This is a genomic window from Brachybacterium tyrofermentans (genome assembly GCF_014897585.1).
Lineage (GTDB): Bacteria > Actinomycetota > Actinomycetes > Actinomycetales > Dermabacteraceae > Brachybacterium > Brachybacterium tyrofermentans.
In genome coordinates this window covers 260,042-275,787 of sequence record NZ_JABUXW010000001.1, presented here as the reverse complement: position 1 = coordinate 275,787, position 15,746 = coordinate 260,042, and the positions used below count along the sequence as shown (strand labels likewise).

At 71.1% G+C, this 15,746-nt stretch carries 12 protein-coding genes; 10 read left to right on the top strand and 2 right to left on the bottom strand.

Annotated features, from left to right (window positions below; translation table 11 throughout):
• Positions 1-80 precede the first annotated feature (80 nt).
• The 6 genes from INT49_RS01130 (at position 81) to INT49_RS01105 (ending at position 7,709) form a co-directional block, all read left to right on the top strand.
• Positions 81-1,391, top strand: a complete 1,311-nt coding sequence (locus INT49_RS01130; RefSeq protein ID WP_193115871.1) for an ABC transporter substrate-binding protein — start codon at positions 81-83, stop codon at positions 1,389-1,391.
• A gap of 1 nt (position 1,392) precedes the next feature.
• Positions 1,393-2,361, top strand: a complete 969-nt coding sequence (locus INT49_RS01125) for a carbohydrate ABC transporter permease (RefSeq protein WP_193115870.1) — start codon at positions 1,393-1,395, stop codon at positions 2,359-2,361.
• The gene (locus tag INT49_RS01120) at positions 2,354-3,292 is read left to right on the top strand and encodes a carbohydrate ABC transporter permease (RefSeq protein ID WP_226849569.1); all 939 of its coding nucleotides are present in this window, start codon (positions 2,354-2,356) and stop codon (positions 3,290-3,292) included. The genes INT49_RS01125 and INT49_RS01120 overlap by 8 nt, the downstream gene beginning before the upstream one ends.
• Positions 3,293-3,409: 117 nt before the next feature.
• A complete protein-coding gene (locus tag INT49_RS01115; protein ID WP_193115869.1) occupies positions 3,410-4,318 on the top strand; it encodes a MurR/RpiR family transcriptional regulator in 909 nt (302 codons plus the stop codon).
• A gap of 100 nt (positions 4,319-4,418) precedes the next feature.
• On the top strand, positions 4,419-6,647 hold the full coding sequence (locus INT49_RS01110; RefSeq protein WP_193115868.1) for an FAD-dependent oxidoreductase: 2,229 nt from the start codon (positions 4,419-4,421) through the stop codon (positions 6,645-6,647).
• Positions 6,648-6,758: 111 nt separating this feature from the next.
• On the top strand, positions 6,759-7,709 hold the full coding sequence (locus tag INT49_RS01105; RefSeq protein ID WP_193115867.1) for a VOC family protein: 951 nt from the start codon (positions 6,759-6,761) through the stop codon (positions 7,707-7,709).
• Positions 7,710-7,802: 93 nt separating this feature from the next.
• Here the strand turns inward: INT49_RS01105 and INT49_RS01100 are convergent, their stop codons facing one another.
• Together INT49_RS01100 and INT49_RS01095 are read right to left on the bottom strand one after the other, a co-directional pair.
• A complete protein-coding gene (locus INT49_RS01100; RefSeq protein WP_193115866.1) occupies positions 7,803-8,018 on the bottom strand; it encodes a hypothetical protein in 216 nt (71 codons plus the stop codon).
• The gene (locus tag INT49_RS01095; RefSeq protein ID WP_193115865.1) at positions 8,015-8,728 is read right to left on the bottom strand and encodes a DsbA family oxidoreductase; all 714 of its coding nucleotides are present in this window, start codon (positions 8,726-8,728) and stop codon (positions 8,015-8,017) included. Before INT49_RS01095 ends, INT49_RS01100 begins: the two co-directional genes overlap by 4 nt.
• A 230-nt stretch (positions 8,729-8,958) precedes the next feature.
• Between INT49_RS01095 and INT49_RS01090 the strand changes: the two genes are divergently transcribed.
• The 4 genes from INT49_RS01090 to INT49_RS01075 all read left to right on the top strand — a co-directional run bounded on the left by INT49_RS01090 (position 8,959) and on the right by INT49_RS01075 (position 15,746).
• The gene (locus INT49_RS01090; RefSeq protein ID WP_193115864.1) at positions 8,959-9,411 is read left to right on the top strand and encodes an acetyltransferase; all 453 of its coding nucleotides are present in this window, start codon (positions 8,959-8,961) and stop codon (positions 9,409-9,411) included.
• Between the two features lie 318 nt (positions 9,412-9,729).
• Positions 9,730-13,074: an ABC transporter transmembrane domain-containing protein gene (locus INT49_RS01085; RefSeq protein ID WP_193115863.1), complete on the top strand. Its 3,345-nt coding sequence runs from the start codon at positions 9,730-9,732 to the stop codon at positions 13,072-13,074.
• Between the two features lie 124 nt (positions 13,075-13,198).
• Positions 13,199-14,392, top strand: coding sequence for a glycosyltransferase family protein (locus tag INT49_RS01080; protein WP_226849568.1), 1,194 nt, complete (start codon positions 13,199-13,201; stop codon positions 14,390-14,392).
• Positions 14,382-15,746 carry a glycosyltransferase gene (locus INT49_RS01075; protein ID WP_193115862.1) on the top strand — a complete coding sequence of 455 codons (1,365 nt, stop codon included), beginning with the start codon at positions 14,382-14,384 and terminating at the stop codon, positions 15,744-15,746. Before INT49_RS01080 ends, INT49_RS01075 begins: the two co-directional genes overlap by 11 nt.

Below are 15,746 nucleotides of genomic sequence, written 5' to 3'. Positions count from 1 at the left end.
ACGTCGTTGAACTACAGTGCAAAAGTTGTGCACCGCCCCAGGATCTCGACCCACGCACCGCCGCGTCGGAAGGTTGTCGCATGCTCCCTGCATCCGGACTCTCCCTGAGCCGCCGGCAGTTCGCCGGCGCGATGGGCGCCGCGGCCGGCACGGCAGCCGTCGCCGGGTGCTCGTCCGGCTCGTCGAAGGACATGGACACCCTCCAGGTCTGGGGAGGCATCCCCGCCGAGAGCGGCCCGCAGGCCGTGATCGACCGCTTCCAGGAGGAGCACCCGGGCACCCACGTCACCTACACGCGATACGTCAACGACGATCGCGGGAACCTCACGGTGAACACCGCTCTGCAGGGCGGCGTCGACATCGACGTCTTCTTCACCTACGGCGTCCCGAACCTCACCATGCGCACGAACTCCGGCCTGGCCGCGGACGTCGGCGATCTCGTGCGCGCCACTCCCGAGCTGGAGGCCTTCCTGGACACCGAGGACCCCAAGGCCCTCATCGACGGCGACGAGATCACCGCGCTCGCGACGACACGCATCCCACAGATGGTGCTGTTCAACGAGGACCTCCGGGAGAGAGCAGGGATCGAGCTGCCCACGCAGTGGACCGTCGAGGAGTACCTCGAGGTCATCCGCGCGCTCGCCGACGACGGGAAGTACGGCACCTACGTGCTGCCGGACATCGCCCGCATCGAGCTCGGCCCCAACTACCGCTTCACGAAGGACGGGAACTCCAACTTCTCCCACCCCGCCTTCCTGAAGCACTTCGAGCTGGCCGCGGAGCTGATCCGCGATGGCGTGCTCTATCCCTGGTCACAAGCGCTGGCCCGACAGCTCGAGGCGTACCAGCAGAACAACTTCATCGCCCAGGACTTCGGGCTGTGGACCACGGCGCCCTACTCGCTGCGGTTCCTCACCGACCAGGAGAACTACCCCCACGACTTCAAGGTCGCCTGCGCGCCTGTGCCGACCCTGGACGGCAACGACTGGAACACCGGCGAGTACGGGGCCTTCCTCCAGATCAACTCCAAGAGCCCCAAGCAGGACCTGGCCTGGGAGTTCTGCAAGTTCTGGCTGCTGGAGAGCGCGCAGGACGTGGTCAAGGCGGGGTACATCTCCCTGCTGGGCGACGTCGGGGACGACGAGCTCCTGGACGGGATCCTCGGGGAGGGCGCGGAGGAGTTCTTCGACGTCGACTCGTTCCGCCGCACCCTGTTCGAGGACCAGCCGCGCATGCACCTGGACACCGAGCTGACCGCATACACGGAGATCACGCAGAAGTACCAGCAGCAGCGCGACGTGTGCTGGCTCCTCGAGCGGACTCCGCAGAAGGCCATCGAGAACGTCGACAGCAACGCCCAGGCGCTCATCGACCGGTTCGAGGAGGACTGACATGGCGATCGTCGACACCAGGATCGAGACGGCCGACGGGCCCGCCGCCGCGGCGGGCGGACGACTCAGGCGGCCCACGGGCCGCGCGCCCTCGGAGCCGAAGGCATACGTCGGCTGGCTCTTCATCGCCCCGAACCTCTTGGGGGTGCTGGCCTTCACCTTCGTGCCCCTGATCTCGGTGGTGCTGCTCTCCTTCACCCGCTGGAACCTCGTCTCGGGCTTCGGGGGCATCGAGTTCGTCGGCCTGGACAACTTCCTCGCCGTGTTCCAGGACCCGACCTTCTGGCGCAGCCTCGTGACCACGATCGTGTACGCCGGGGTCGCCGTGCCGCTGACCCTCGTGGTCGGCCTCGCGCTCGCGCTCGCCCTGAACCGGGACATCCCGGCCCGGGGTCTGCTGCGTGCCGCCTTCTTCGTGCCGTACATCGTGAACATCGTGGCGATCGGCATGACCTGGCAGATGCTGCTGGACCCGGAGGCAGGCCTGGTGAACCAGGTGCTCGGGGTCTTCGGGGCGGAGAACCTGCCGCAGTGGTTCGCCTCGTCGAACTGGGCGCTGCCCGCGCTGATCCTGGTGACGATCTGGTCCCAGGCCGGCTACGCGAACCTCATCTACCTCTCGGCCCTGCAGGACGCCCCCACCCAGCTGTACGAGGCGGCCCGCATCGACGGGGCCGGGCGCTGGGCGTCGTTCCGGACGATCACGTGGCCGTCCCTGCTACCCACCACCGTGTTCCTGCTGGTGACGCTGTTCGTGGGGATCTCGCAGACCTTCGGCATGATCGCCCTGATCACCAACGGCGGTCCGGGCGACTCCACGACCACGCTGTCCTTCTACATGTACCAGACCAGTTTCCAGTTCTACCGGTTCGGCTATGCCTCCGCCGTGGGCCTGGTGACCTTCATCGGCATCTTCGCCATCATGCTCCTGATGTGGCGAGCCCAGCGAGGAAGGGCGCTCCATGACTGACGCGACGACGACGGCGACCACGACGACGGCGAGCACGACGACCACGACGGCCGGCGGCGGGCCGGGCCGGGGCACGGGCATGGCGCAGCGGCAGGCGCTGCGCAAGCGCCGGGACCGCGTGCGCCGCTGGGCCTGGGGCATCCCGATGTGGATCCTCGCGCTGGTGTTCCTGCTGCCCTTCGCCTGGATGATCTCCACCTCGCTGAAACCGGATCTGGAGGCCTTCAGGATCCCCATGCAGTGGATCCCGCACCAGCCCCGCTGGGAGAACTACACGGAGGTGCTGTTCGGGGAGAGCTCGATCCTCATCCCCTTCGGGAACTCGGTGTTCGTGGCCGCGCTCCGGGTGCTCGGCGAGCTGACCACGGCGACCCTGGCCGGGTACGCCTTCGCCAAGCTCCGCTTCCCCGGGCGCGGCAAGGTGTTCATCGCTTACCTCGCCACCTCCCTGATCCCGGCCCAGCTGCTGCTGGTCCCGCGCTTCGTGTACTTCGAGAAGCTCGGCCTGTACGACACCCTGTGGGCACTGATCCTTCCGGGCATGTTCACCGTGCTGGGGACCTTCCTCATGCGCCAGTACTTCGTCTCCCAGCCGGACGAGTTCGCGGAGGCCGCGCGGCTCGACGGCGCGAACGAGCTCCAGATCTTCTTCCGGATCTATCTGCCGAACGCGCTGTCGATGATCAGCGCGCTGGCGATCCTCACGTTCGTCTGGTCCTGGAACGATTACGAGACCCCGCTGGTCTTCCTCTCCACCCCGGAGAACTACACGCTTCCCATGGGGCTGACCAGCTTCACCGACGAGAACGGGGCGATGGCGGCCGGTCTGTCGATGGCGGCGTCGGTCATCTCGATCGTCCCGATCCTGCTGGTGTTCCTGATCTTCCAGCGCCGATTCGTGCGTGCGATGACCGAGAGCGCGCTGAAGTAGGTCACGTGCCCGTGCGCCGTCTGCTCCGAGCACACTGGACACGGTCGCCGGCAGCGACCTCCGTGGCCCGGCCGCGACGCTTCCCCACCTCTCGCGAACGCACAAGGACGATCACCCATGAGCACCACTCCCGACCCGGCCGCCTCTCCATCGGCCCTGGCACGCCTCCACGAGGAGCTCCCCCGGCTCAACCCGGGAAACCGTCGGATCGCCGAGGCGATCCTCGCCGACCCGCTCGGTGCCGGGGACTCCTCGATCACCGCACTCGCGGCGTCGGCGGAGACCTTCCCCGGCGCGGTCTCCCGTTTCGCGCGGAAGCTCGGATACGCCGGGTTCCCGGCCCTGCGGGCGGCGATCGCCCTCGACAACGGCCGGGCGGCGCAGTCCGGATGGGAGCGGGACATCGGAACGGCCATCACGCCCGCCGACGCCCCCGGGGAGGTCCTCGACATCCTGGCCGGGACCGCGGCCCGCGCCCTCCGCGATGCCGCCGCGCTGATCGACCAGGCGCAGGTCGAGCGCGCGGCCGATGCGATCACCGGGGCCGAGCGCGTGCACCTGCACGGGGAGTGGGGCGACTCCATCGCCGTGCGGGAGCTGTACCTGCGACTCCAGCGGATCGGCGTCGCCGTCTGGTGCCACGAGGCAGGGTCGCGCACCCTCGAGCTCATCTCCCGCACCTTCACCGAGCGGGATGTGGTCCTGGTGCTCAACCGCTCCGGGGAGGACGAGACCGCGCTGCAGCTGCTCCGGAGCGCGGGTCGAGCCGGTGCGACCACCATCGCGGTGCACGGAGCTCCCGGCGCCGCGCTCGATCAGGCCGCCGACATCCCGCTCTTCACGGGCATCCGGAACGGTGCCGTGTGGACCCAGCATTTCGCCGGCCGCGCGAGCGACACCCTGCTCACCAGCATGCTCTGGCTGCTCGTCGCGCAACGCCGCTCCGCCGACCCCACCCTGCGCTTCGTGGACGACGGGACTCTCGAGACGAACCCTCCCGCCTCGCCGCACGACACCGACCGCTGACCCGCTCAATACCGCACGACACCGACCGCTGACCCCGTTCAGCACCGCACGGCACTGACCACTGACCTCGCTCAGCACCGCACCTTCAGGAAGGATCTTCATGCTCACCGAATCCGTCACCACCGACATCGTCGTGGTGGGAGGAGGCCTCGCCGGCGTCTGCGCAGCGATCGGAGCCGCCCGTCAAGGCAGCCGTGTCGCCCTCGTCCAGAACCGGCCCGTCCTCGGCGGGAACTCGTCGAGCGAGGTGCGGGTCTGGGTCTGCGGCGCCACCGCGCACGGGATCCACCTGTTCGCCCGCGAGACCGGCGTCATGGGCGAGCTGTATGTCGAGAACCAGTTCCGCAACCCCGACGGGAATCCGTACTACTGGGACCTGCTGCTGCTGGAGAAGGTGCGTGCCGAGCCGAACATCGAGCTCTTCCTCAACACCGATGTGACCGAGGTGGAGGCCGACGGGCCCGACGACGCGCGGGCGATCCGGTCCGTCACCGGGTGGATGAGCGGCTCCGAGCGCCGGATCAGGTTCAGCGGTGAGTCCTTCATCGACTGCAGCGGCGACGGCCTGGTCGGCCACCTGGCCGGCGCGGAGACCATGCGGGGGAGCGAGCCGCGGGAGAGGTTCGGGGAGTCCTGGGCGCCCGAGCACGCGGGGGAGGACATGCTCGGCTCCACGATCCTCTTCTACACCAAGGACGTCGGGCATCCGCAGAAGTTCGTCGCCCCGCCGTTCGCGGTCGACATCGCAGCGACCGCCATCCCGCAGAACCGCGTGATCCGGCAGACGATGAACGGCTGCGACTTCTGGTGGATCGAATGGGGCGGCCACCTCGACGTCGTCCACGACAACGAGCGGATCCGTGATGAGCTGCAGGCCGTCTGCTACGGACTCTGGGACCACATCAAGAATTCCGGGCGGTTCGATGCGGACACCCTCAGCCTCGAATGGGTGGGCGCCGTGCCCGGCAAGCGCGAGTACCGACGGTTCGTCGGCGATCACGTCCTCACCCAGCACGACGTGCTCGGCCAGACCGAGTTCGACGACCGGATCGGCTTCGGCGGCTGGTCGATCGACCTCCACCCTGTAGGCGGTGTGTACGCGAGCGAGAAGGGGTCGCGGCACTGGCACCCCGACGGGAACTATCACATCCCGGTGCGCGCGTTGTACTCGCGCAACGTCTCGAACCTCTGGATGGCCGGCCGCGACATCAGCGCCAGCCACGTCGCCTTCGGGAGCACCCGCGTGATGGCGACCTGCGGCATCCTCGGTGAGGCCGCCGGAATCGGCGCCGCGGTCGCCGGCCGCCTCGAGGTGAGCCCTCGCTCCCTCGCCTCCGACCACCTGCCCGAGCTGCACCGGGCGATGGTGCGCGCGGATGCCTCCCTGCTCGGCGTCGCCGACGACGATCCGGCGAACCTGGCACGTGGAGCCGAGGTGACGGCGTCCTCCCACAAGCGGACGCTCGCCTCGACGCGGAGCACGGGCCAGGTCGTGCTCGATCACGACCTCGCCCTCGTGCTGCCGGTCGACCCGATGCTGGGGTCGGTCGAGGTCCTGGTCGACGCGATCGAGGACACCGAGCTCGTCGTCGAGCTGCACAGCGTGGGCCGGCCTCAGAACTACCTGCCCGCGTCGCGCGTGCGCAGCGTCGAGGTGCCGGTGCGGCAGGGCCGGTCCTGGGTGCGGGCCGACCTGGACTGGGAGCCGGAGGCGGCGCAGAACGCCGTGGTCGTGCTGCGCCGGAACCCGCTGGTCGAGGTCCATCAGGGCGATCGGGTGGAGCCCGGCACGGTCACGATGAGGCACCGTGATCTGCCGCCGGACGAGGCGAGCCCTGAGCAGTGGCGGTACTGGAAGGAGACGCTGCACGGGCGCGGCATCTGCTTCCGTGCAGGGTCGCCCACCCGTGCCTTCGTCCCCGAGCAGGCGGTCGGCGGCTACGCACGGCCCTACGGCGGTCCGGCTCTGTGGGTCTCCGCCGATACGGCCGAGGACCCGCAGCCCTGGCTGCAGCTGCGCTGGTCGGCGCCCCAGGAGATCACGGCCATCGACCTGGTGCTCGACGACGACCTCAACGAGGACCTCATCAACCTCCACCATCACCGCACCCCGAACGACACGATGCCGACCCTGGTGCGTACCGCTCGCCTCGAAGTGCTCATCGACGCGCAGTGGCAGGAGGTCGCCCGGATCCGGGAGAACCGCGAACGCCACCGGTCCTTCCCGCTCGAGCACCCGGTGCGCACCGATGCCCTGCGCGTCGTGATCGAGGACATGAACGGCGCGACAGCGGCGCGCATCGTGGCCCTGAGGGCCTACGGGGACTGAGCGCGGACGGGGGTGAGGGAGCGCGAAGGGTGTGCGTCACCCAGTCGTTGAACTTTCAGCTAAAACGAGTCATGCTGGGCCTGTCGATCACCGTCGGAAGGACCATCGCTCATGACCACCTCGCCCCAGGCCACGTCCGCCCCCGTGACGGGGGTGGTCGACGAGCGCCACCTCTCCGCCGATCTCGCCATGGATGCCGTGACCCTGCGCGTCGGCGACCTCGAGCTGATGAGCTCCTACTACGAGAACGCCCTCGCACTGACCTCGCTCGAGGAGAAGGCGCGCGTGAACGGCGAGGTCCACCGCGTCCTCGGCCGCGGCGGCATCCCCTTCGTGCGCCTCGTCGCCACCCCTGGCCTGCCCGCCGTCGACCCCCGACAGGCCGGCCTCTTCCACACCGCCTTCCTCTTCGAGGACCAATCCGCGCTCGCCGGGACCGTGCTGCGCGCCGCCCAGGATCCTCGTTCGCGCTTCGTCGGCTCGAGCGACCACCTCGTCTCCGAGGCGTTCTACTTCACCGATCCTGAGGGCAACGGCATCGAGCTGTACTGGGACCGTCCCCGCGACCAGTGGACCTGGAGCAACGGCCAGGTCGCGATGGACTCCCTGTACCTCGACCCCAACGCCTACCTCAGCAGGCACCTCACCGACGACGTCGCCGCCGCTCCCGGGATCCGTCCCGGCATCGTCGGCCACGTGCACCTCCAGGTCGGCGACGTCGACGCGGCCCGCGCGTTCTACGTCGACTCGCTCGGCTTCGAGACCACCGTGGGATCCCACCCCGGTGCCCTGTTCGCGGCGGCCGGCGGCTACCACCACCACGTCGCGATGAACACCTGGAACAGTCGCGGCGCCGGCCCTCGCGCCACCTCGCTGGGCCTGGCTGACGTGGCCATCACGGTTCCCGGCCGCGACGACCTCGACGCCCTGACCGGCCGGCTGAAGTCCGCCGGCCTCTCCTTCGCCGACCAAGGCCGCTCGGTGAAGGTCAAGGACCCGTGGAGCACCCCGGTCACCATCAGCCTGCCCGGCACCGACACCGAGGAGCTGCTGGCTCGCTGAGTCGCACCGCGGTGGCCGGCCGGCCAGATGGGGCGTGTCGATGCGGCTGGCCGGCCCGGCGAGCCGTGCCCAGGCGACCGACTCGGCGACTCCTCAGTCGCAGGTGCCGTCAGCCGCGCAGGACGCACCGCCCGCGACGTCGTCGCCGAGCAACGACGTGAGCGAGGCCAAGGGGGTGGTGGCCTGCGGCTCCGCACTGACCGGGGCGTCGTTGTGCTCGCTCCCGTCGCGCTCACCCGTGAGGTGCTCGCTCGCGCTGAGTGCACCCGTATCGCCCTCGCTCGCTCCGCGTCCGGGCCTGTCGCTCATGACTGCGCCCGTTCGGCCCGAGCCTCGTCGGCGATCTGCCGCAGGGCCTGACGGAAGGCGTCCAGCGGCAGTGCTCCAGGAGCGGTGTACTTGTCGTTGAACAGGAAGAACGGGACACCGCGCGCACCCAACTGTGCCGCCTCGCGCACGTCGGCCTCGACCTGCGCGTCATGCGTCTCCCCGGCATGGGCGGCCCGCGCCGCGGTCTCGGGCAGGCCCGCATCGACCGCGCGCGCCACGACGGCCTCGACGTCGAACGGATTCGAGGTGGCGGTGAAGTAGCCGCGCTGCAGGTCCAGGAAGAAGTCGGTCGCAGCGTCGATGCCCTGTCCCTCGCCGATCGCCTGCATCACGCGATGCACGCCGCGGGTGCTGGCCATCGGACGGTCGGTCACGTACGCGCGATCGAGCTCCTGCGCCATCGCCTGGATCTGGCCCTCCATCTCGCGCACCTTCTCCTCCGGCATGCCCTTGGCCGTGACGAGATGGGCGACGTTGTCCCGCATGGTGTCGGTCGGCGCCGCGGGGTCGAGCTCGAAGGAGTGGGCGCGCACGTGCACCTCGTCCTCGAGGCCCTCGGCGGCGATCGCATCGTGCAGGCGGGACTCTCCGATGTAGCACCAGGGGCAGACCACGTCGGTCCAGACATCCACGGTGATCAGCGACTCGGCGTGGGGCGCAATGCTCGGGGTCTGGTCGTCGTCGGTCATGCCGGCCTCCATCGTGATGCAGGTGCAGATGCCGCGCGTGTCGCAGAACCTGTGATTACTTGAAAACGGTACTACGTGGGGTGTGTCGGCGCGAGAGGCCTGCGTGGCCGTTCGCTCGTGGCGCAGTGCGGCCCTAGAGAGGGATGCCAAACGCATGACGGCCGCGTATGCGTCTGCCATTGCGCGTGCTCTGGGATGATGGGCTGATGTCTTCGCGAGAGAAACCCACCATGCCCGCCCTGAGTCTTCGGCCGTCAACCGGGGTCGCGGAGTATCCCGCACTCGTTGTGATCTGGCGCAGCGCCGTGGATGCGACGCACGACTTCCTCGCGGATGCTCACCGCAATGAGATCGAGAGCCACCTGCAGTCCGACTATTTCCCGGCAGTGACCCTCTCGGTCGCAGAGCTTGACGGTCAACCGGTGGGATTCTCCGGTGTTCTCGACGGAAATCTGGAGATGCTGTTCGTTGACGCGAGGCAACGTGGAGGTGGAATCGGCACGGTGCTTCTCAGCCATGCGATCACGGAGCACGGTGTCACCAAGGTGGATGTCAACGAGCAGAACGTCTCGGCCGCGGGCTTCTACGCTCGCCGAGGATTCGAGGTCGTCGGTCGCAGCGAGACAGACGAGGCTGGTCGGCCGTACCCGTTGCTCCACCTGAGGTTCAACGGGCCGTCCTGACCCGGGTGTCCGCCACCCGGCTCGGACCATCGACTGACGTTCCTCCCTCCACCCGGGCGCCACCGACGAGGGTTTAACAACACGCCCTAGCGGGTGCCGGCCTCCCGCTCGATGTCAGCGTGCGCCCATAGGGGTGGTCGCGCTGGGAGTAATCGCCCCGACGGTGACACACTGAGCGGTGCCTGTCCTTGCCCAGACAGGACGCCTTCCGATGACGATCAGGAGTGCCATGTCTTCGCTGTTCCTCCCCTGCGCACGCGCCGCGGCCGATGCCGCGATGGCGGAGCCGGCTGCACGCTTCCCGGGGGTGTCTGCCGCATGAGCTCGCGCAGGAACCGCAATCGCGGCAGGAACACCAAGAACGCCCGGGGCACGTCGAATGCTCAGGGGTCCGCCGGGTCGCCGCATGCTTCGTCGGCCGACGCCGTGAGCCCGGCGGCCGACGAGGATCTGGAGACGACGCTGGAGGACGCAGGCGGCGACGAATCCACAGACCTCCACGGCGACACCACCGATCTCAGCGACGACCCGGATTCTGCCGGAGCTCCGGACTCCGCCGCGGCGCTCCACAGCGTCGACGCCCTCGACGCCGAAGCCGACCTCGATCTCAGCGCCGACGCCGACGCGGACGCCGCTGACGGCTCCGACGTTGACGCGGATGCCCACACCGATGCGGACCCTCAGGGTGACGCCGCCCCCGCGGGCTCGGCTGCGACCCCGAACCCGGACTCGTCTTCGACCGCGGGCCCGACGCTGTTCTCGGCCCCGTCCCCCGCCGCAGCTCCGGTGGAAGACGCCTGGCTGCAGGAGGCATTCATCGAGTCCGAGCCAGAGCCCGCTGTCGAGCCCGCTTCGAAGGCCGCGATCAGGGCGGCGGCCATGAGGGATGCCGAATCCGGGGATCGCTGGACCGTCGTCGATCAGAGCGCCGACGACCAGGACGCCGAGGCCGAGCACGGGACCGATGGTGGACGGCCGGGCGAGGCCGCAGCGATCTCGCCCGAGGCTGCTCGCGCCGAAGACTCCGACGCCGTCGTGCCCGGGACCGCTGGGAAAATCGCCGCCGAGTCAGGCGTACCCGGCGGCGATGGTCCACCGCCGGATGCGGATGCTGACCCCGCCGACGACGCCGACAGCGGGACCCTTCCACGCTCCGTGGCGGGGCGGGACTTCACGCCCGCCTTCCCCGTACCGGTGACGATGTCCCCGAAGGCCAAGAAGTTCGGGTGGTCCCGGGATTCGCTGCTGCCACGCCCCTCGGCCGAGGACAGTGCGTCGGACGAGCCCGTGGTGCCCGTCGAGCCCGTCGAGCGCGCGCCCCGGCGACCTGCCAGCGCGAAGCCGGGCCGCAGCATGAAGGCGCCCCGGCTGCGCAAGCAGGCTCACGACGAGTCCCGGTCGGCGCACGAGCCGGCCCCCACGTCCGGCCCGACGACGCCTGCGCGCGCCACGTGGCCCGAGCCCGCCGCGGCTGCTCCGCAGCAGCACCCCACGCCGACGTCCGGTGCCCCCGAAGCCGCCACCACGTCGGCCAGCCCGGACACCGCCGAGGCCGCACCGGTCGCTTCGTCCGCACCGATTGCCACCGCCACTGCGAGTGCACCCCGCGGCGCGACTGCCACCGTGCCCCGGAGCGCGACCGCCGCGTCGGCGCCCTCCGCGGCCGACAGCGCTGCGACCAGCGGACCGGACGCCGAGACTCCCCAGGGCGAGGGGCCCTACCGGAACGTCGTCCAGGTGCTCAGCCCGTACCTGCGCCGCCATCGCGCGGTCCTCATCACCGGCTCGATCTCGCTGCTGCTGAGCGTGTGGCTGCTGATCGCGCTGCCCTTCCCGCTGAAGTACGCGGTCGACGCAGCGATCGCCTCGACCGGAGCCGACCTCCCGGCGCTGTCGGCCCTCGACGATGACCCCGGGCGAGCGCTCCTCACCAGCGTGATCGTCCTCGGCGGACTGCTGATCCTGCAGGTCATCACCCGGTTCGTGGCCATCTCTGCGCTCGGCCGGGCCGGAGTCCGGATCGCGACCTCCCTGCGCTCCCGGCTGCTCGCGCACCTGCACCGTCTGACCCCGGGATCCGCCGACCATCCGGCGTCGGCCGCCCGTGCCTCCCGCCGCGGCGGGACGCCGGACACGGACCCGGTGCGGCCGCTGATCGACGACATCGCCGCCCTGCGGGACCTGCTCTCCCACTCCGGCCCGCGGGCCGCCGCGAGCGCCCTCACCCTGCTGTCGCTGCTGGTCGTCACGGTGATCCTCGACCCGCTCACGGCGCTCGTGCTCGCGGTGACCGGGGCGCTGTTCGCGCTCGCCGTGGGTGTCGGGGTGCGCCGCAGCCGCGCCGCCGAGGCCCGGGCCGCGGTCGAGGCGCAGATGCTCGCCGACACCGCCGACGAGCTGGTCGCGGCCACCGGCACCATCCAGTCCTACGGCCTGGAATCCCGCTCCGAGCGCGGGCTCACCGAGGCCGGCGTGCGGGCCGGGCGTGCCCTGACCCGGGCCCGTCGCGCCCAGGCGATGCTGCAGCTGCTCACCGTGCTCGTCGCCGGGGTCGGCGTGACCGGCACCCTGCTGCTGGGCGGTCCGCGGGTCGAAGCGGGCACGATGACCCCGGGCGACCTGGTGATGCTGCTGGCCGATCTGCTCATCGTGGTCGTCGTGCTGCGCGAGCTGCTCCAGCACGGCGGAGCGCTGAAGCGCGCGACCGCCGCGGGCGACCGCATCGCCGCGCTGCTCGCCCGGAAGGTCGGGATCACCGAACCCCAGCGCACCCAGCCCGTGGACCGCGTGGGCGGCGAGATCGTGTTCTCGGCCATCAACACCCAGGGCAGCGCCGTGGCGGGCGCCGGCGACGGCGCGGCCGACGGCACCGGCAGGCCCGTCGGGGCAGCGGCCGAGACCACGGCCGACGGTCCCCTCGACGGCACCGCCGACACGTCCTCGAGCACCGCGCCCAGCAGCCCCGAGCACTCCGGGGCGCAGCTGTTCGACACCGTCTCGCTGGTGGTCCCCGCAGGTCAGCACGTCGCCCTGCTGGACCATGAGGGTCGCGAGGCCGCCGCGCTCATCTCGTACCTGCTGCGCTTCGACCAGCCGGACACCGGCCGCGTGCTGCTGGATCGCTTCGACACCCGTGCGGTCTCCCTGACGGATCTGCGCCGGCAGATCGCCGTGGTGCAGCGGGAGCCCGTGCTGTTCACCGACACAGTGCGCGAGAACATCCGCATCGGCCGTCCCGACGCCACCGACGCCGAGGTGGCCGACGCCGCCCGCAGGGCGGGGATCGACGACGTCATCGCGCAGCTCGCCCAGGGCTTCGACACGGTCCTGGTGGGGCGCGGGAACGTGCTCAGCGACGGCCAGCGGCGCCGGATAGCGATCGCTCGCGCGCTGCTCCGCGACGCTCCGATCGTGGTGCTCGATGCGGCGGACTCCGGTCTGTCCGGGGCGGAGCGACGCCCGGTGATGGCGGCGCTCGTCACCCTCCTCGAGGGACGCACCGCGATCGTCTCCAGCCGCGATCCGGAGACGGTCGCCGCCGCCGACCGCGTGCTGTGGTTCGAGGGCGGCGAGGTGCGCGAGGACGGCGCTCCGTCGGTGCTCGCGGCCCAGGAGGACTCCCGCCTGGCGCGCTGGCTGCGCAGTCAGGACGAGAGCGTCTGATCCGACGGGTGGCCCCGGTCCGGTCACTTCCTGAGAGAGTCCTCATCCGCGCCTCATCCCCACCTCATGGCCCTTTGCGATTCTCCTGGCGTTCACTCGAGACGCTGCAGGAGGCCCGGACCCCATGGTGGAGACCACGATCGCGCTGTACTCCCACGACTCCGTGGGACTCGGCCATGCGCGACGCAACCGCGCGCTCGCCTACGCACTGGCCGAGCAGCTCCCGGCACTGACCGGCACCGCCGTGCGCGGACTGCTGATCGCCGGGCATCCCGACGCGGGCCGCGACCCGCTCCCGGGCGGGTGGGACTGGCTCGTGCTGCCGGGCCTCACCCGCCGCGGCGACGGCTACGTGCCGCGACGACTCGGGACGGACGCCGACGCGCTTCGTGACCTGCGCAGCGCCACCATCGACGCCGCGCTCTCCGTGCTCCGTCCCGACCTCCTCGTCGTCGACCGCCACCCCTTCGGCATCGACGGCGAGCTGCTGCCGGTGCTGCGCAGCCAGCGCGCCCGCGGCGGGGCCACCGTGCTGGGCCTGCGCGAGGTGCTCGACACCCCGCGCGTCGCCGCCGCCGAATGGGAGCGGCTGGGCGGCGCCGAGCACGTGGCCCGCCACCTCGACGCGGTCTGGGTGTACGGCGACGAGCGGGTCTACGACCTCCGCCGCACCGGAGAGCTCCCACCGGCGCTCGCCCGCCTCGCCACCACCACCGGCTACCTGGGCCACGGCCGCCCCGCCGTGCGCCGCCCCCGCCCGAGCACCGCTGCGCCCGATCCGTTCGTCCTGACCGTCCTCGGCGGCGGCTCCGACGGCACCGAGCTCGCCCGCCTCGCCGTACGCGCCGAGCCGCCCGCCGGACACCGGCACCTGCTGATCACCGGCCCCCAGATGGCGCCCGCCGAGGTCACGGAGCTGCAGGCGCTCGCCGGGCAGCGCACCACCGTGGTGCGCACCGCCCCCGACGCACCCGAGCTCACCGCCGAGGCCGCCGCCGTGCTGTGCATGGGCGGGTACAACACGATCGCCGAGGTGCTGGTCACCGACACCCCCGCCCTCGTCGTCCCGCGCAGCCGACGCCGCCAGGAGCAGCGCCGCCGCGCACACGCCCTCGCCGCCGTCGGAGCCCTCGAGACCGCCGAGATCACCGACCTCGCCGTCGCCGACCTCACCGCCTGGTGGGACCGCGCGGTCACCACCCGCACCCCGCGCGACGGCGTCGACCTCGACGGCCTGTCCGTCGTTCCCCCACTGGCCGCAGAGCTGCTCGCGGCCACCGCACCGACCCCTGCAGAGGTGAGCATCCATGCAGTCTGACCAGCCCCGACGCATCGGCTACGTGCTGAAGATGTACCCCCGCTTCTCCGAGACCTTCATCGTCTCCGAGATCCTGGCGCGCGAGGCGGCGGGGGAGGAGATCATCATCTTCTCGCTGCGCCCGCCCACGGACGCCCGCTTCCACCCCGAGCTGGCGCGGGTCCAGGCCCCCGTGATCCCCGTCGGCCGCTCCTCGAGCCCTCGTCGGCTCTGGGAGACCTGGCGCGAGGGGATGACGGATCCTGCGATCGCCTCCGGGCTCGCGAAGAGCCTCGAGGACCTGGTCGCCGCGGAGGCTGACGAGGCCGAGCAGGCGATCGCCGTGGCGCATCTGGCGCGCGAGCACGGCGTCACCCACCTGCATGCCCACTTCGCCTCGATGGCGACCACCGTCGCACGGCTCGCCGGCCGCCTCGCGGGCCTGCCGTACTCCTTCACCGCGCACGCCAAGGACATCTTCCACCGCGATGTGGAGGACGCGGACCTCGCCCGCAAGCTGCGCGACGCCCACCACGCGGTCACCATCAGCCGGTACAACCTCGACCATCTGCGGGAGCGCTTCGACCATCGGGACGTGCAGCGCCTGCATCTGGTGCGCAACGGTCTCGAGCTCGAGCGCTTCCCGTATCTCCCGCGGCCCGCGCTGCGGCAGGTGCCGCGGATCCTCGCCGTCGGCCGGCTGGTCGAGAAGAAGGGCTTCGCCCACCTGATCGAGGCGGTCGCCGCGCTGCGTGAGCAGGGAGTCTCCGTGACCGCCGAGATCGTGGGCGACGGTCCGCTGCACGAGGAGCTCGCGGACCAGATCGCGCGCCACGGTCTGGGAGAGGCCGTGCACCTGCTGGGCCCCCGCACCCAGGAGGAGGTGCGCCTTCTGCTGCAGGAGGCGGACCTCTTCGCCGCCCCCTTCGTGATCGCCGAGGACGGCAACGCCGACGGCCTGCCCACCGTGCTGCTCGAGGCGATGGCCAGCGGCATCCCCTGCATCGCGGCGGACGTCACCGCCGTGGGCGAGGTGGTGCGCACGGGGGAGACCGGCTGGCTGATCCGCAGCGGGGACATCGACGAGCTCGTCGCCGCGCTCCGCAGTGCGGTCGGCGCCGGCCCCGATCTGCGGCGCCTGACCGACGCGGCCCGCGCGCTCATCGAGGCCGAGTACGCCTCCGCCGGGCAGGCCGCTCGCCTGCGCACCCTGGTCGACGCCCCGACGGACGCCCCGACGGACGCCCCGTCCGGAGACGCGGCCGACGGGTCGGACGATGCCCGGGCCGTCGCGTCCACTGCCCCGTCCTCCACTGATCCGACGCCCGCGCCGGTGCTCGCCGCCGACGCCGCCGTCACCACCCCGAGGAGCTGA